Raw genomic sequence first — 14785 nt, forward strand, 5'->3', positions numbered from 1 at the left:
ACTACCATGCTGATTGATCAGAAAATCCCCTTAGGCCAGTACATCGCGGGCTTCGTTGAATGGTTGACGCAACACGGCGCCAACACCTTCGACGCCATCGCCGTGTCACTGGAAACGATGATCCACGGCGTGACGTTTGCGCTGACCTGGTTCAACCCGCTGGTACTGATCGGCGTAATCGCACTACTGGCACACTTCATTCAACGTAAATGGGGCCTGACAGCGTTTGTCGTTGCCTCCTTTCTGCTGATCCTCAATCTGGGGTACTGGCAGGAGACCATGGAAACCCTCGCCCAGGTGTTGTTCGCCACCCTGGTCTGCGTGATCATCGGCGTGCCGCTGGGCATCGTCGCCGCGCACAAACCGATGTTCTATACTTTAATGCGTCCGGTACTCGATCTGATGCAGACCGTACCGACGTTCGTGTACCTCATTCCTACCCTGACCCTCTTCGGGCTGGGTGTGGTCCCGGGTCTGATCTCCACGGTGGTGTTCGCGATTGCCGCGCCCATCCGCCTGACCTACCTGGGTATTCGCGATGTCCCGGAAGAATTGATGGACGCCGGCAAGGCCTTTGGCTGCTCGCGCCGTCAATTGCTCTCGCGAATTGAACTGCCTCACGCCATGCCAAGCATCGCGGCCGGCATCACCCAGTGCATCATGCTGTCGTTGTCGATGGTGGTGATCGCGGCACTGGTTGGCGCCGACGGTTTGGGCAAACCCGTGGTCAACGCACTGAATACCGCTGATATCGCCCTGGGCTTCGAAGCAGGTCTGGCGATCGTACTGCTGGCGATCATGCTCGACCGTATCTGCAAACAACCCGACGCCAAAGTAGGGGGTGACGCATGAGCATTATTCGCTTCGATAACGTTGACGTTATCTTCTCCAAGGATCCACGCGAGGCACTCAAGCTGCTGGATCAAGGCATGACCCGTAACGAGATCCTGAAAAAGACCGGGCAGATTGTTGGTGTTGAAAAAGCCAGCCTGGACATCGAAAAAGGTGAGATCTGCGTACTGATGGGTCTGTCCGGCTCTGGTAAATCCAGCCTGCTGCGCTGCATCAACGGCCTCAACACCGTCAGCCGCGGCAAGCTGTTCGTCGAGCACGAAGGCAAGCAGATCGACATTGCCTCCTGCACCCCGGCAGAACTGAAAATGATGCGCACCAAGCGCATTGCGATGGTGTTCCAGAAGTTCGCCCTGATGCCTTGGCTGACCGTTCGCGAGAACATCAGCTTCGGTCTGGAGATGCAGGGTCGTCCCGAGAAGGAACGCCGCAAGCTGGTGGACGACAAGCTGGAGCTGGTGGGCCTGACCCAGTGGCGCAACAAGAAACCCAACGAGCTGTCCGGTGGTATGCAACAACGCGTGGGCCTGGCCCGTGCCTTGGCGATGGACGCCGACATCCTGTTGATGGACGAACCGTTCTCGGCGCTCGACCCACTGATCCGCCAGGGTCTGCAAGACGAGCTGTTGGAACTGCAACGCAAGCTGAGCAAGACCATCGTATTCGTAAGCCACGACCTCGATGAAGCCCTGAAACTTGGCAGCCGTATCGCGATCATGAAAGACGGCCGGATCATCCAGTACAGTGTGCCGGAAGAGATCGTGCTGAACCCGGCGGACGACTACGTGCGGACCTTCGTGGCCCACACCAACCCGCTGAACGTACTGTGCGGCCGCAGCCTGATGCGCACCCTGGACAACTGCAAACGCATCAACGGTTCGGTATGCCTCGATCCGGGCGGCGATTCGTGGCTGGACCTGGCGGAAGGCAACACTATCAAAGGTGCGCGTCAAAACGGTTCTGCTCTGGATCTGCAGAACTGGGTACCGGGTCAGGCTGTTGAAGGCCTGGGTCGTCGGCCAACCCTGGTGGACTCGAACATCGGTATGCGCGATGCGCTGCAGATTCGTTATCAGACCGGCAACAAACTGGTGCTGCACGATAACAACCATGTAGTGGGGATTCTTGGCGACAGCGAGCTGTATCACGCACTGCTCGGCAAGAACCTGGGGTAAGGCAACAGACACAAAAACGCCGCGAGAGTATCGCGGCGTTTTTGTTTGTGGGGATATCGGGTGACGCAGCTTTGTGGCCGATGGCCCCATCGCGGGCAAGCCCGTTCTCACATGGACGCAGAACAACCTGTGGGAGCGAGCTTGCTCGCGATGAGGGCTTAACATTCAACATGAGTGTTGACTGTCCCTCCGCTATCGCGAGCAAGCTCGCTCCCACAGGGGGTTGCGGAGCATTCACTGCACCGCAGTTCCTCACACCTTAGCTATAAACCCGGCCAAGGAGCTGCCGATGGCTTTCAAACTGATCGAGCACGTCACGGGTGATCTGATCCTGGGTGAAGCCCATCAAGTCGTAGTCCTGGCTACCGTTGTGCAGATACACTTCGGCACGATAGTAACGCTGACGCGCCTCATCGGACTGAGCCGATTCGGTTGGCGTGGCCAGGTAGCCATCCAGGCTGACTTCGTAGACAAACGGGTTGCCCTCTTCCATCTCGACCCGTACGCCCATGCAACGCTTGGACTTGCCCAGCAGCGTCTGAACCTCCAGACCTTGGGCACGCATTTGCGCCGTCGCATCTTCCAGCGCCGGAGTCACGTGCTTGTCCATGAAGCGCTGCACCACCGACTGGCTCGGTTGCAGGTCCAGCTGGGTCAAACGCTCAGTGAAACCACGGCGACCACGTGCCGCCAGTTCCGCTTGCTCCTGTTCGATCTGCACGTCCTGGCGCATGGCCTTGTGCAAGCCGAACATGAAGAACACCAGCACCACCGAGAACGGCAGACCGGCCAGCACCACCATGGTTTGCATGGCTTCGAAGTTGCCGGCGAACAGCAGGCCGATGGTCACCAGGGTGATCACCGCCGACCAGAAGATCCGCAGCCAGTGCGGCGCGTCTTCGTCGACATTGCCGCCCTTGCACGAAAGGTTGGCCATCATCACCGCGCCGGAGTCCGCCGGGGTCAGGAACAACACGAAACCGACAAAGATCGATACGCCGATCACAACCTTCGACGCCGGGTAATGCTCAAGCAACTGGTAGATCGCCATGGACGGCTGTTCCAGCGCCGTCTTCCCGAGCTCCACCGCCCCATGGTTCATCACCAGGTCCAGGGCAGAGTTACCGAAGATCGACAGCCACGCCAGGGTGAAGCCCAGCGGAATCAGCAGCACGCCGGCTACCAGTTCGCGCACGGTGCGACCACGGGAAATACGCGCGATGAACATGCCCACGAATGGCGCCCAGGAAATCCACCAGGCCCAGTAGAACAGGGTCCACAGGCCCAGCCAGCGGTCGGACTTCTCACTGTCGCCTTCGTACACATACAGATCGAAAGTCTTCAGCACCACGCCGTTCAGGTAGTCACCGACGTTCTGTACGAAGCCGTTGAGCAGGTGCAAGGTCGGGCCGAACAACAGGACGAAAATCAGCAGGCCGCTGAACAGCACGATGTTGAGGTTGGACAGACGGCGGATGCCGTTTTCCACGCCCGACACGGCAGCGATGGTCGCCACGGTGCTCATCACGATGATCACGATCAGCAGGTTGGTGTTGCTGTGCTCCATGCCGAACAGGTTTTCCAGCCCTGACGACACTTGCAGCGAACCAATCCCCAGGTTGGTCACCAGCCCCAGCAGGGTCACGAACATGCCGAAGCCGTCCACCGCGTGCCCGGCCGCGCCCTTGACCCAACGCTCGCCCACCAGCGGATACAACGCCGAACGCAACGCCAGCGGCTGGTTGTGCCGGTAGGCAAAGTACGCCACGGCCAGGCCGACCAGCGCGTAGATCGCCCAGCCATGCAAGCCCCAGTGCAGGAAGGTCAGCTGCACCGCCTGACGAGCCGCCAGGTTGCTGCCAGCCACGCCTTCCGGCGGGTTGAAGTAGTGGTCCAGCGGCTCGGACGCGCCGAAGTACAGCAGCGAAATACCGATACCCGAGGAGAACAGCATCCCCGCCCAGGCACCGTAGCTGAAGTCCGGGGTGTCGTCCTTGCTGCCCAGTTTCAATTTGCCGTAGGACGAAAACGCCAGACCAACGACAAAAATCAGGTAGGCGGCGATCACCACCATGTAGTACCAGCCGAAGCTGCGGGACAACCAGGCTTGCGCCGTACCCAGCATTCTGCCGGCCTCTTGCGGGGCGATGATCAGAATGGCGGTCAACAACAGAATCAACGCGGTAGAGGTGTAGAACACCCAACCGTTGACCGTCACCTTCTCGGGTGGGGTCTTTATTAGCGAGGCAGAACTCATGGCACAGATGCTCCGGGCAGTGCGAGAGAAGAACGCAAGACAAACGGGTTACCCGACCAATCGGTTAGTGGGCAGCCGACCGGCGGGTGATATAAAGACAGCCCGAAAAAAGCCCGAAGCCCTTGAGACGCCGTGGCGTATAGGCTTCGAGCTATTTCGGATGTCGGTTTGCCGCCATTTACATGTAGGAAAAATCTGTAAGCAGCGACGATTTGTCGCAGATCTTATTCTTTGTTGATTGAACGTTCAATCAAAACAAAATAGACTGGCCCTCAAGCCGATGGACGTTCTGCGTCTGCGGGAAGGCCTAAGGAGATGTGCAAGATGCCCAAGGTCGGTATGCAACCCATCCGCCGCCAGCAATTGATCGAAGCCACTTTGCAGGCCGTCGATCAGGTCGGAATGGGGGACGCCAGCATTGCGCTGATCGCCCGTTTGGCCGGTGTCTCGAATGGCATCATCAGTCACTACTTTCAGGACAAGAATGGCCTGATCGCCGCCACCATGGGGTACCTGATGACCGTCCTGAGCGAGAACGTCACCCTGCGCCGACAGGCGCTGACAGATGACAGCCCGAGGGCTCATCTGCAGGTGATCATCGAAGGCAACTTCGACGCCAGCCAGGTCAATGGCCCGGCAATGAAAACCTGGCTGGCCTTCTGGGCCACCAGCATGCACCAGCCGTCTTTGCACAGGTTGCAGCGGATCAACGATCACCGTCTGTATTCCAACCTGTGCTGCCAGTTTCGCCGCGTGCTGCCGCTCAATGATGCGCGCAGTGCCGCCCGAGGCCTGGCAGCGTTGATCGACGGCCTGTGGTTGCGCGGCGCGTTGTCGGGAGATGCTTTCGACACCGAGCAGGCGCAACAGATTGCTTACGAATACATGGATACCCAACTGGCCAAGCGGGTGAGTTAGAGCACACATAAACGCTCAACCACCGAACCGCGCCAGCCACTTAATGCTCTTGCGAGGACTTTATGGCCCGTTTCGAACTGCAAAAACTCTACATCGATGGCGCGTACAGCGACGCCAGCAGCGACGCCACTTTCGAAGCCATCAACCCGGCTAACGGTGAAGTCCTCGCAAAAGTGCAACGTGCTACCAAGGAAGACGTCGAACGCGCCGTCGTCAGCGCCGAAAAGGGCCAGAAGATCTGGGCCGCCATGACCGCCATGGAGCGTTCGCGCATCCTGCGTCGTGCCGTGGAAATCCTGCGCGAGCGCAACGACGAACTGGCCGCCCTGGAAACCCTGGACACCGGCAAGGCCTACTCCGAAACCCGCTACGTCGACATCGTCACCGGCGCTGACGTGCTGGAGTACTACGCAGGCCTGGTACCGGCCATCGAAGGCGAGCAGATTCCGCTGCGCACCACTTCGTTCGTCTACACCCGTCGCGAGCCGCTGGGCGTCGTGGCCGGTATCGGCGCGTGGAACTACCCGATCCAGATCGCCCTGTGGAAATCCGCACCAGCCCTGGCGGCCGGTAACGCGATGATCTTCAAGCCAAGCGAAGTCACCTCGCTGACCACCCTGAAACTGGCCGAGATCTACACCGAAGCCGGCGTACCAAATGGCGTGTTCAACGTCCTGACCGGCAGCGGCCGTGAAGTCGGCACCTGGCTGACCGAACACCCGCGCATCGAGAAAGTCTCGTTCACCGGCGGCACCGATACCGGCAAGAAAGTCATGGCCAGCGCTTCGAGCTCTTCGCTCAAGGACGTGACCATGGAACTGGGTGGCAAGTCGCCGCTGATCATCTGCGACGACGCCGACCTCGATCGCGCCGCCGACACCGCGATGATGGCCAACTTCTACAGCTCCGGCCAGGTTTGCACCAACGGCACTCGCGTGTTCGTACCGGCTCACCTGAAGGCCGCTTTCGAAGCCAAGATCGCTGAGCGCGTTGCGCGCATCCGCATCGGCAACCCGGAAGACGAAAACACCAACTTCGGTCCGCTGGTCAGCTTTGCGCACATGGAAAGCGTGCTGGGCTACATCGCCAAGGGCAAGGAAGAAGGTGCCCGCCTGCTGTGCGGCGGTGAGCGCCTGACCGACGGTGAATTCGCCAAGGGTGCGTTCGTGGCGCCGACCGTGTTCACCGACTGCACCGACGACATGACCATCGTCCGTGAAGAAATCTTTGGCCCGGTGATGGCGATCCTCTCCTACGAAACCGAAGAAGAAGTGATCCGCCGCGCCAACGACACCGACTTCGGCCTGGCCGCCGGTATCGTCACCAAGGACCTGAACCGCGCCCACCGTGTGATTCATCAGCTGGAAGCCGGTATCTGCTGGATCAACGCCTGGGGCGAATCCGACGCGAAGATGCCGGTCGGTGGCTACAAGCAGTCGGGTGTCGGCCGTGAGAACGGCATCAGTTCGCTGAACAACTTCACCCGCATCAAATCGGTACAGGTCGAACTGGGCGATTACGTCTCGGTGTTCTAAGTACTGCGAGGTCTCTGTGGCGAGGGGGCTTGCCCCCGTTGGGCTGCGAAGCAGCCCCCTCTCCAGACACCGCAAGTCTTCAGATAGAAAGCAGTCGCTGATTTTACGACTGCTGCGCAGCCGAACGGGGGCAAGCCCCCTCGCCACAGGTTGTGCAGTGTCCCAGCGACCGCGACCTGACCAACTTCAAAGAGGGTGCATTCAATGTCCCAAGAATTCGACTACATCATCATCGGTGCCGGCTCTGCCGGTAACACCCTGGCGACCCGTCTGACCGAAGACGCAGGCGTCACCGTCCTGCTGCTCGAAGCAGGCGGCCCGGACTACCGTTCCGATTTCCGCACACAGATGCCGGCCGCCCTGGCGTTCCCGCTGCAAGGCCGTCGCTACAACTGGGCTTACGAAACCGATCCAGAGCCACACATGGACGGTCGTCGCATGGAGTGCGGTCGCGGCAAGGGCCTGGGCGGTTCCTCGCTGATCAACGGCATGTGCTACATCCGCGGCAACGCCATGGACTACGACGGCTGGGCAAAATTGCCAGGCCTTGAGGACTGGTCGTACCTGGACTGCCTGCCGTATTTCCGTAAAGCGGAAACCCGCGACATCGGCCCTAACGACTACCACGGTGGCGACGGCCCGGTCAGCGTGACCACGCCGAAAGCCGGCAACAACCCGCTGTTCCACGCCATGGTTGAAGCCGGCGTGCAGGCCGGTTACCCGCGCACAGAAGACTTGAACGGCTACCAGCAGGAAGGCTTCGGCCCGATGGACCGCACCGTGACGCCGAAAGGTCGTCGTGCCTCCACCGCCCGTGGCTACCTGGACGTCGCCAAGAAGCGTTCGACCCTGACCATCGTCACCCACGCCCTGACCGACAAGATCCTGTTCGAAGGCAAGCGTGCGGTCGGCGTGCGTTACCTGGTCGGCGCTGCCGAGGAGCGCGTTGAAGTCAAGGCGCGCAAGGAAGTACTGCTGTGCTCCGGCGCCATCGCTTCGCCGCAGATCCTGCAGCGCTCCGGCGTGGGCCCTGCCGAACTGCTGAACAAACTCGACATTCCGGTGGTCCACGATCTGCCGGGCGTCGGTGAAAACCTGCAGGATCACCTTGAGCTGTACCTGCAATACGCTTGCACCCAACCGGTCTCGCTGTACCCGTCGCTGCTCTGGTACAACCAGCCGGCCATCGGTGCCGAGTGGCTGTTCAACGGCACCGGCATCGGCGCCAGCAACCAGTTCGAAGCCGGCGGTTTCATCCGTACCCGTCCGGAGTTCGAATGGCCGAACATCCAGTACCACTTCCTGCCGGTAGCGATTAACTACAACGGCAGCAACGGTGTGAAAGAGCACGGCTTCCAGGCGCACATGGGCTCCATGCGTTCGCCAAGCCGCGGGCGCATCCAGGCCAAGTCCAAGGATCCGCGCCAGCACCCGAGCATCCTGTTCAACTACATGGCCACCGAGCAGGACTGGCAAGAGTTCCGCGACGGCATCCGCCTGACCCGGGAAATCATGCAGCAACCTGCACTGGACGCCTTCCGCGGTCGCGAAATCAGCCCGGGCGTCGAGGTGCAAACCGACGAGCAACTGGACAAGTTCATCCGCGAACACGCCGAAACCGCGTTCCACCCGTCCTGCTCGTGCAAGATGGGCACCGACGAAATGGCCGTGGTCGATGGCGAAGGTCGCGTGCATGGCATGCAAGGCCTGCGTGTGGTCGATGCGTCGATCATGCCGATCATCACCACCGGCAACCTCAATGCACCGACGATCATGATGGCCGAGAAAATCGCCGACAAGATCCGTGGTCGCAAGCCATTGCCGCGCAGCACCGCCACTTACTATGTGGCGGGTGAAGCGCCGGTGAAGGGCAAGCCGGTGCGGGAAGTGAGCCAGACTGCATAAGTCGCTACACCGCGTCACGGCCAATCGCGAGCAAGCTCGCTCCCACAGGTTTCGGGTTGGATTGCAGATTTGTGATCCAGCCCGGACTACTGTGGGAGCGAGCTTGCTCGCGATGGGGCCCTGACAACCAACACACATCTTCCGGCCGAACCCGATAATCCCTCTCTACACCGTTTCACCCTTGATCCTCCCCCCTCGCAGGCCTAATCTAGCGCCACGCAATCGTTTCACCTCTCCCCTCGCAGCACCGCTCCATCGCCACTCCATACCCAGGAGGTTCACGAATGTTCGATTTCTACCCCCAGCTCAAGCAGCGCTTCGCTGCCTTGCGCACGGGTGCTGAATTCTTTTCCCTGCGTTATGTGCGCGAATCCGGGCAGTACCTGTCGGTGCGCAAGAACGTCGCCGAACCACCGAGCCTGAGCCGTGACGAAGGGGCGATGCTGACCGTGCGGGTCAATGGCGTCGAGGCCTATGCGGCCACTAACGACCTGTCGCAACAGGGCTTGCAAGCCGCCCTCGAACGCGCCGAATTCCAGGCCCGTCGACTCAAGCCCCACGCCTTGCTGGACCTGCGCGAGCAGGCTGTTTCCAGCGACCGCGCCGATTACTTTTCACCCAACCTCGACCAGGCCTTCCCGTCCCTGAGCGACTGCTTCCAACTGCTTGGCACCGAGTCGGCCGCCGTGCCCAAGGACGAGCGCCTGGTGAACTGGCAGGTCAGCCTGGGTATCACCCACGTCGAGCAGATTTACCTCAACAGCGCCGGCGCCGAACTGCGCCAGGCCCAACGCTTTGTGTACCCCGGCCTGGACGTCACGGCCTACGACGGCAACGACAGCCAGACCCGCAGCCTTGGCCGCGAGAACTTCGGCCAGCAAGGCGCGGCGGACGTCATCAGCCGCTGCGGCCTGATCGGTGCCGGTGCCCAGGTGGCCGATCAGGCCCTGCAATTGCTCCTGGCGCCAAACACCCCGCAAGGCAAGCGCGACCTGCTGCTGATGCCCGACCAGATGATGCTGCAAATCCACGAGTCCATCGGCCATCCGCTGGAACTGGACCGCATTCTCGGCGACGAGCGCAATTACGCCGGTACCAGTTTCGTCAAAGCCAGCGATTTCGGCCACCTGCAATACGGTTCCGGCCTGCTCAACGTGACCTTCGATCCCGACATCCCCGAGGAGCTCGCCAGTTACGGCCATGACGACGACGGTACGCCCGCCAGCAAACAGTTCCTGATCCGCGAAGGCCTGTTGCTGCGCCCGCTGGGCGGTGCGTTGTCGCAATTCCGTGCCGGCATGGACGGCGTCGCCAACAGCCGCGCCTGCGGCTGGAACCGCCCGCCCATCGACCGCATGGCCAACCTCAATATCGAGCCCGGCGATCAGTCCATCGAGCAACTGATCGCTGGCATCGAACACGGCGTGCTGATGTCGACCAACCGCTCATGGTCGATCGACGATGCACGCAACAAATTCCAGTTCGGCTGCGAATGGGGCCAACTGATCGAAAACGGCGAACTCAAGGGCGTGGTGAAGAATCCCAACTATAGGGGCATCTCCGCGCAGTTCTGGAAAAGCCTCAGCGCCGTCGGCGACGCCGGTACCCTCAAGGTCCTCGGCACACCGAACTGCGGCAAGGGCGAACCGAACCAGGTGATCCGCGTCGGCCACGCGTCACCGGCCTGCGTGTTCAGCAACGTTGATGTATTCGGAGGAGACGCCTGATGAATCCTTCAAACAGCCAGTCCGCGTCGTTCAAGGCGCTGGTCAACAGCCTGCGTGCAGCCCTGCAAGAGCCCGAGCAGTTCACCCTCAGCTACGCCGCCGAGTCGTCGGCCTTCGTGCGTTTCAACCACGCTAAGGTGCGTCAGGCCGGTCAGGTGCAGCAGGCGAGTATCGGCTTGAAGCTGATCAACGAAGGCCGCCATGCCGACCTGAACATCACCCTGGCCGGCGATCCCCAGGTTGATCTGCGACGTTTGACCGAAGGCCTGCAACAGCTGCGGGAAACCTTGCCGCTGCTACCTCCGGATCCTTACTTACTGCTCAACCACAATGGCTGGCAGAGCAACAACGTGCAGTCGCATCCGCTGCCGGACACCGAACAGGTGGTCGCGCAAATCACCCAGGCCGCCGAAGGCCTGGATCTTGTCGGTTTCTACGCTGCCGGACCGATCAGTCGCGGCTTTGCCAGTTCTTCGGGTGCCTTCGGCTGGCATCAGGCCAACAGCTTCAATTTCGACTTCAGCCTGTTCCACGAGAATGGCCAGGCCGTGAAAGCCAGCTACGCCGGGCATGACTGGAACAGCGAAGGCTTTGCCAGACGCTTCCAGCAAGCCCGCGAGCAGCTTGAGTTTCTGGGCCGGCCGCTGCGCACTTTGGCACCCGGCCAATACCGCGCCTACCTGGCACCGGCGGCGCTGGAAGAAATCATGGGCATGCTGTGCTGGGGGGGATTCTCTGCACAGTCGATTGCCAGCAAAAGCAGCCCGCTGCAAAAGCTCTACGGTGGCGACAGCGCCTTCAGCCCGCTGGTCTCGCTGGATGAAAAAGTCAGCGGCTCACTGAGCCCGGCGTTTTCCGATGAAGGTTATCCACGCAGCGACCTGGGGTTGATCGTGGACGGCAAGGCCGGGGCACAACTGGTCAGCTCGCGCAGCGCCGCGGAATACGGCTTGACCGCCAATGGTGCCAGCGGCGGTGAATCACCGAGCGCGCTGAACATGAAGGCCGGGGCATTGCCTGACGCGGACATCCTCAAGCAATTGGGCACCGGGCTGTACATCAGCAACCTGTGGTACCTGAACTTCTCGGATCAACCGGCCGCCCGCCTGACCGGCATGACCCGGTTTGCCACGTTCTGGGTCGAAAACGGCGAGATTCAGGCACCGGTCAGCACCATGCGTTTTGATGACAGCGCCTTCAGCCTGCTCGGTTCGCAGCTGGAAGCGTTGACCCAGGAGCGGGAGTTGTTGCTGTCGGCGAGTACGTACAGCCAGCGGGCGACGGCGTCTGCGTTGTTGCCGGGGGCGCTCGTAAACCGGCTCACATTAACGCTGTAACCACAAACTCCCGGAACACCGGGAACCTTGTGGGAGCGAGCTTGCTCGCGATGAGGCCATTTCATTCAACATCATTGTCGACTGATCTACCGCTATCGCGAGCAAGCTCGCTCCCACAATGACTGTGATCACAAATCATTTAGCATTGACTTCATCCACAAGAGGTCCCATGCCCAACCGCCCGCCTCTCGACGCTGTGACTGCCCGTTGGATACCCTGGGTCGTCGCCATTGCCTTCTTCATGCAGTCCCTCGATGGGACGATCCTCAACACCGCCCTGCCCGCCATGGCCCGGGACCTGGCCGAAGATCCGCTGCGCATGCAAGGTGTGATCATCGCCTACATGCTCACGGTCGCCTTGCTGATTCCCGCGTCCGGCTGGATCGCCGATCGCTTCGGCACCCGGAAAATCTTCTTCAGTGCGATTTTGCTGTTCAGCCTCGGCTCGCTGCTCTGCGCATTGTCGACCAGCCTGACCCAGTTGATCGGCTCCCGGGTGATCCAGGGCTTGGGCGGCGCGTTGATGCTGCCGGTCGGGCGGCTGGTGGTGTTACGCGCCTACCCGCGCTCGGAGCTGGTGCGGATCATGGGCTTCATCACCATTCCCGGGCTGCTCGGCCCCTTGATCGGCCCGACCATGGGCGGCTGGATGGTGCAATACCTGACGTGGCACTGGATATTCCTGATCAACCTGCCGGTGGGGCTGGTCGGTTGCTACGCCGTGTGGAAGTTCATCCCGGACCTGCGCGGCACCGAGCGCACCCGTTTCGATAGCCTGGGCTTCGTGCTGTTCGGCGCGGCGATGATTCTGATCACCATCGCCATGGAAGGCCTGGGCGAATTGCACCTGCCGCACCTGCGGGTGATGTTGCTGCTGTTCGGCGGCATGGCGTGCCTGGCGGCGTACTGGCTGCGTGCCGGGCATATCGAAAACCCGCTGTTCGCGCCGTCGTTGTTCAAGACCCGGACCTTTGCCGTGGGCATTCTCGGCAACCTGTTCGCCCGCCTCGGCAGCGGCGCCCTGCCCTTTCTGGTGCCGTTGCTGCTGCAAGTGGCGCTGGGCTATTCGCCGTCCCAGGCCGGGATGAGCATGCTGCCGTTGGCGGCGGCGGCGATGATCGCCAAGTGGGTGGCGCGGCCGCTGATCGAACATCTGGGTTACCGCATCGTGCTCACCGGCAACACCCTGGCGCTGGGGATCATGCTGGCGAGCATGGGCCTGGTCAGCGAGCAGACGCCGTACTGGCTGCTGCTGTGCCAGCTGGCGATCCTTGGCGCGATCAACTCCTTGCAGTTCACCGCGATGAACACCGTGACCCTGATCGACCTCGACGATGCCAGCGCCAGCAGCGGCAACAGCCTGCTGTCGGTGGTCGCGCAATTGTCACTGAGTCTGGGGGTAGCCTGCGCCGGTGCATTGCTCGGCGGGTTCACGGCCGAGATCGGAAATGACGGCGTGGACACGGTTTTGGGCGCCTTTCAACTGACGTTTGTGACGGTTGGAATCATGGCAATGCTGGCCGCGACGATCTTTTCCCAGCTGTCACGGAATGACGGACGGCGAGTCAAACGTCCGGAAGAACACATAGAGCCTTAGGGCGAATGGCCACCGGACTGGTACACTGCGCGACATTTTGTTTTGCAGGCCAGTCCCGTGACCACCATCGCCACCGAATTTAATACTTTGCCGCTGTCCGCCGCCATGCTGGCTAACCTCGACTCCCTCGGTTATGCCCAGATGACGCCGATCCAGGCGCAAAGCTTGCCGGTGATCCTCAAGGGGATGGACCTGATCGCCCAGGCCAAGACCGGCAGCGGCAAGACCGCCGCGTTCGGCATCGGCCTGCTGAACCCGATCAATCCGCGTTACTTCGGTTGCCAGGCGCTGATCCTGTGCCCGACCCGCGAGCTGGCCGACCAGGTCGCCAAGGAAATCCGCCGCCTGGCCCGTGCCGAAGACAACATCAAGGTCCTGACCCTGTGCGGCGGCGTGTCCCTCGGCCCGCAGATCGCTTCGCTGGAACACGGCGCGCACATCATCGTCGGCACCCCGGGCCGTATTCAGCAGCACCTGCGCAAGGGCTCGCTGGTGCTCCACGGCCTCAACACGCTGATCCTCGACGAAGCCGACCGCATGCTCGACATGGGTTTCTACGATTCCATCGAAGAAATCATCATGCAGGCTCCGGAGCGTCGCCAGACCTTGCTGTTCTCCGCAACCTACCCGGTAGGCATCAAGCAGTTGGCCTCGAAGTTCATGCGCAACCCGCAGCAGGTCAAGGCCGAAGCGTTCCACGACGACACGCAGATCGAGCAGCGCTTCTACGAGATTTCCCCGGATGACCGCATGAGTGCAGTGACCAAGGTGCTTGGCCACTTCCGTCCGGCCTCCTGCGTGGCCTTCTGCTTCACCAAGCAGCAAGTTCAGGAAACCGTCGATCACTTGACCGCCAAGGGCATCTCCGCCGTCGGCCTGCACGGCGATCTGGAACAACGTGACCGCGACCAGGTGCTGGCGATGTTCGCCAACCGCAGCACTTCGGTGCTGGTGGCAACCGACGTCGCTGCGCGCGGCCTCGATATCGATTCCCTGGACATGGTGATCAACGTCGAGCTGGCCCGTGATTCGGAAATCCACATTCACCGCGTCGGCCGTACTGGCCGCGCCGGTGAGAAAGGCCTCGCGATCAGCCTGGTGGCGCCGTCCGAAGCACAGCGCGCCCAGGCTATCGAGCAATTGCAGAAGACACCATTGACCTGGGATCAGGTGGACAACCTCACCTCCAAGGGTGGTGGTCCGCTGTTGCCGCAGATGAGCACCCTGTGCATTGCTGGCGGCCGTAAGGACAAGGTTCGTCCGGGCGACATTCTTGGCGCACTGACCGGTGACGCCGGCATCCCCGGTGCCCAGGTCGGCAAGATCGCGATTTTCGACTTCCAGGCCTATGTGGCCGTGGAGCGCGGCGTCGCCAAGCAGGCCTTGCAGCGTTTGAACGACGGCAAGATCAAGGGCCGTTCGTTGCGCGTTCGCATCCTGTAACAACACGCCCCCCCTGTAGGAGCGAGCTTGCTCGCGAAA

The 14785-nt window shown here is 61.3% G+C and carries 10 protein-coding genes; 9 read left to right on the plus strand and 1 reads right to left on the minus strand.

Annotation, left to right across the window (positions count from 1 at the left end):
* The first annotated feature begins 6 nt into the window (after window positions 1-6).
* Both choW and choV read left to right on the plus strand, forming a co-directional pair.
* Entirely contained in the window at window positions 7-852 is an 846-nt protein-coding gene (gene choW / locus PSJE_RS17505) for a choline ABC transporter permease subunit (RefSeq protein WP_057716544.1), read from the plus strand.
* The gene (choV, locus tag PSJE_RS17510; protein ID WP_047534342.1) at window positions 849-2027 is read left to right on the plus strand and encodes a choline ABC transporter ATP-binding protein; all 1179 of its coding nucleotides are present in this window, start codon (window positions 849-851) and stop codon (window positions 2025-2027) included. Before choW ends, choV begins: the two co-directional genes overlap by 4 nt.
* Before the next feature lie 259 nt (window positions 2028-2286).
* Here the strand turns inward: choV and PSJE_RS17515 are convergent, their stop codons facing one another.
* A complete protein-coding gene (locus PSJE_RS17515) occupies window positions 2287-4227 on the minus strand; it encodes a BCCT family transporter (RefSeq protein WP_224795436.1) in 1941 nt (646 codons plus the stop codon).
* 381 nt (window positions 4228-4608) lie between these two features.
* On the opposite strand from PSJE_RS17515, the gene betI reads away from it, so the two are divergent.
* The 7 genes from betI to dbpA all read left to right on the plus strand — a co-directional run bounded on the left by betI (window position 4609) and on the right by dbpA (window position 14746).
* A complete protein-coding gene (gene betI / locus PSJE_RS17520) occupies window positions 4609-5202 on the plus strand; it encodes a transcriptional regulator BetI (RefSeq protein WP_007985937.1) in 594 nt (197 codons plus the stop codon).
* 62 nt (window positions 5203-5264) lie between these two features.
* Window positions 5265-6737, plus strand: coding sequence for a betaine-aldehyde dehydrogenase (gene betB / locus PSJE_RS17525; RefSeq protein WP_057712979.1), 1473 nt, complete (start codon window positions 5265-5267; stop codon window positions 6735-6737).
* Between the two features lie 204 nt (window positions 6738-6941).
* On the plus strand, window positions 6942-8642 hold the full coding sequence (betA, locus tag PSJE_RS17530) for a choline dehydrogenase (RefSeq protein ID WP_090451859.1): 1701 nt from the start codon (window positions 6942-6944) through the stop codon (window positions 8640-8642).
* A 284-nt stretch (window positions 8643-8926) separates the two neighbouring features.
* Window positions 8927-10369 (plus strand): TldD/PmbA family protein, encoded by a 1443-nt coding sequence (locus tag PSJE_RS17535; RefSeq protein ID WP_057712977.1) that lies wholly within the window; start codon window positions 8927-8929, stop codon window positions 10367-10369.
* Entirely contained in the window at window positions 10369-11706 is a 1338-nt protein-coding gene (locus PSJE_RS17540; protein WP_090451861.1) for a TldD/PmbA family protein, read from the plus strand. Before PSJE_RS17535 ends, PSJE_RS17540 begins: the two co-directional genes overlap by 1 nt.
* A 169-nt stretch (window positions 11707-11875) precedes the next feature.
* Window positions 11876-13303, plus strand: coding sequence for a multidrug transporter subunit MdtD (gene mdtD, locus PSJE_RS17545; protein ID WP_057712975.1), 1428 nt, complete (start codon window positions 11876-11878; stop codon window positions 13301-13303).
* 105 nt (window positions 13304-13408) lie between these two features.
* Window positions 13409-14746: an ATP-dependent RNA helicase DbpA gene (dbpA, locus tag PSJE_RS17550; RefSeq protein ID WP_235863953.1), complete on the plus strand. Its 1338-nt coding sequence runs from the start codon at window positions 13409-13411 to the stop codon at window positions 14744-14746.
* Window positions 14747-14785: the final 39 nt, after the last annotated feature.

The sequence above is a fragment of the Pseudomonas jessenii genome (assembly GCF_002236115.1).
Classification (GTDB): domain Bacteria; phylum Pseudomonadota; class Gammaproteobacteria; order Pseudomonadales; family Pseudomonadaceae; genus Aquipseudomonas; species Aquipseudomonas jessenii.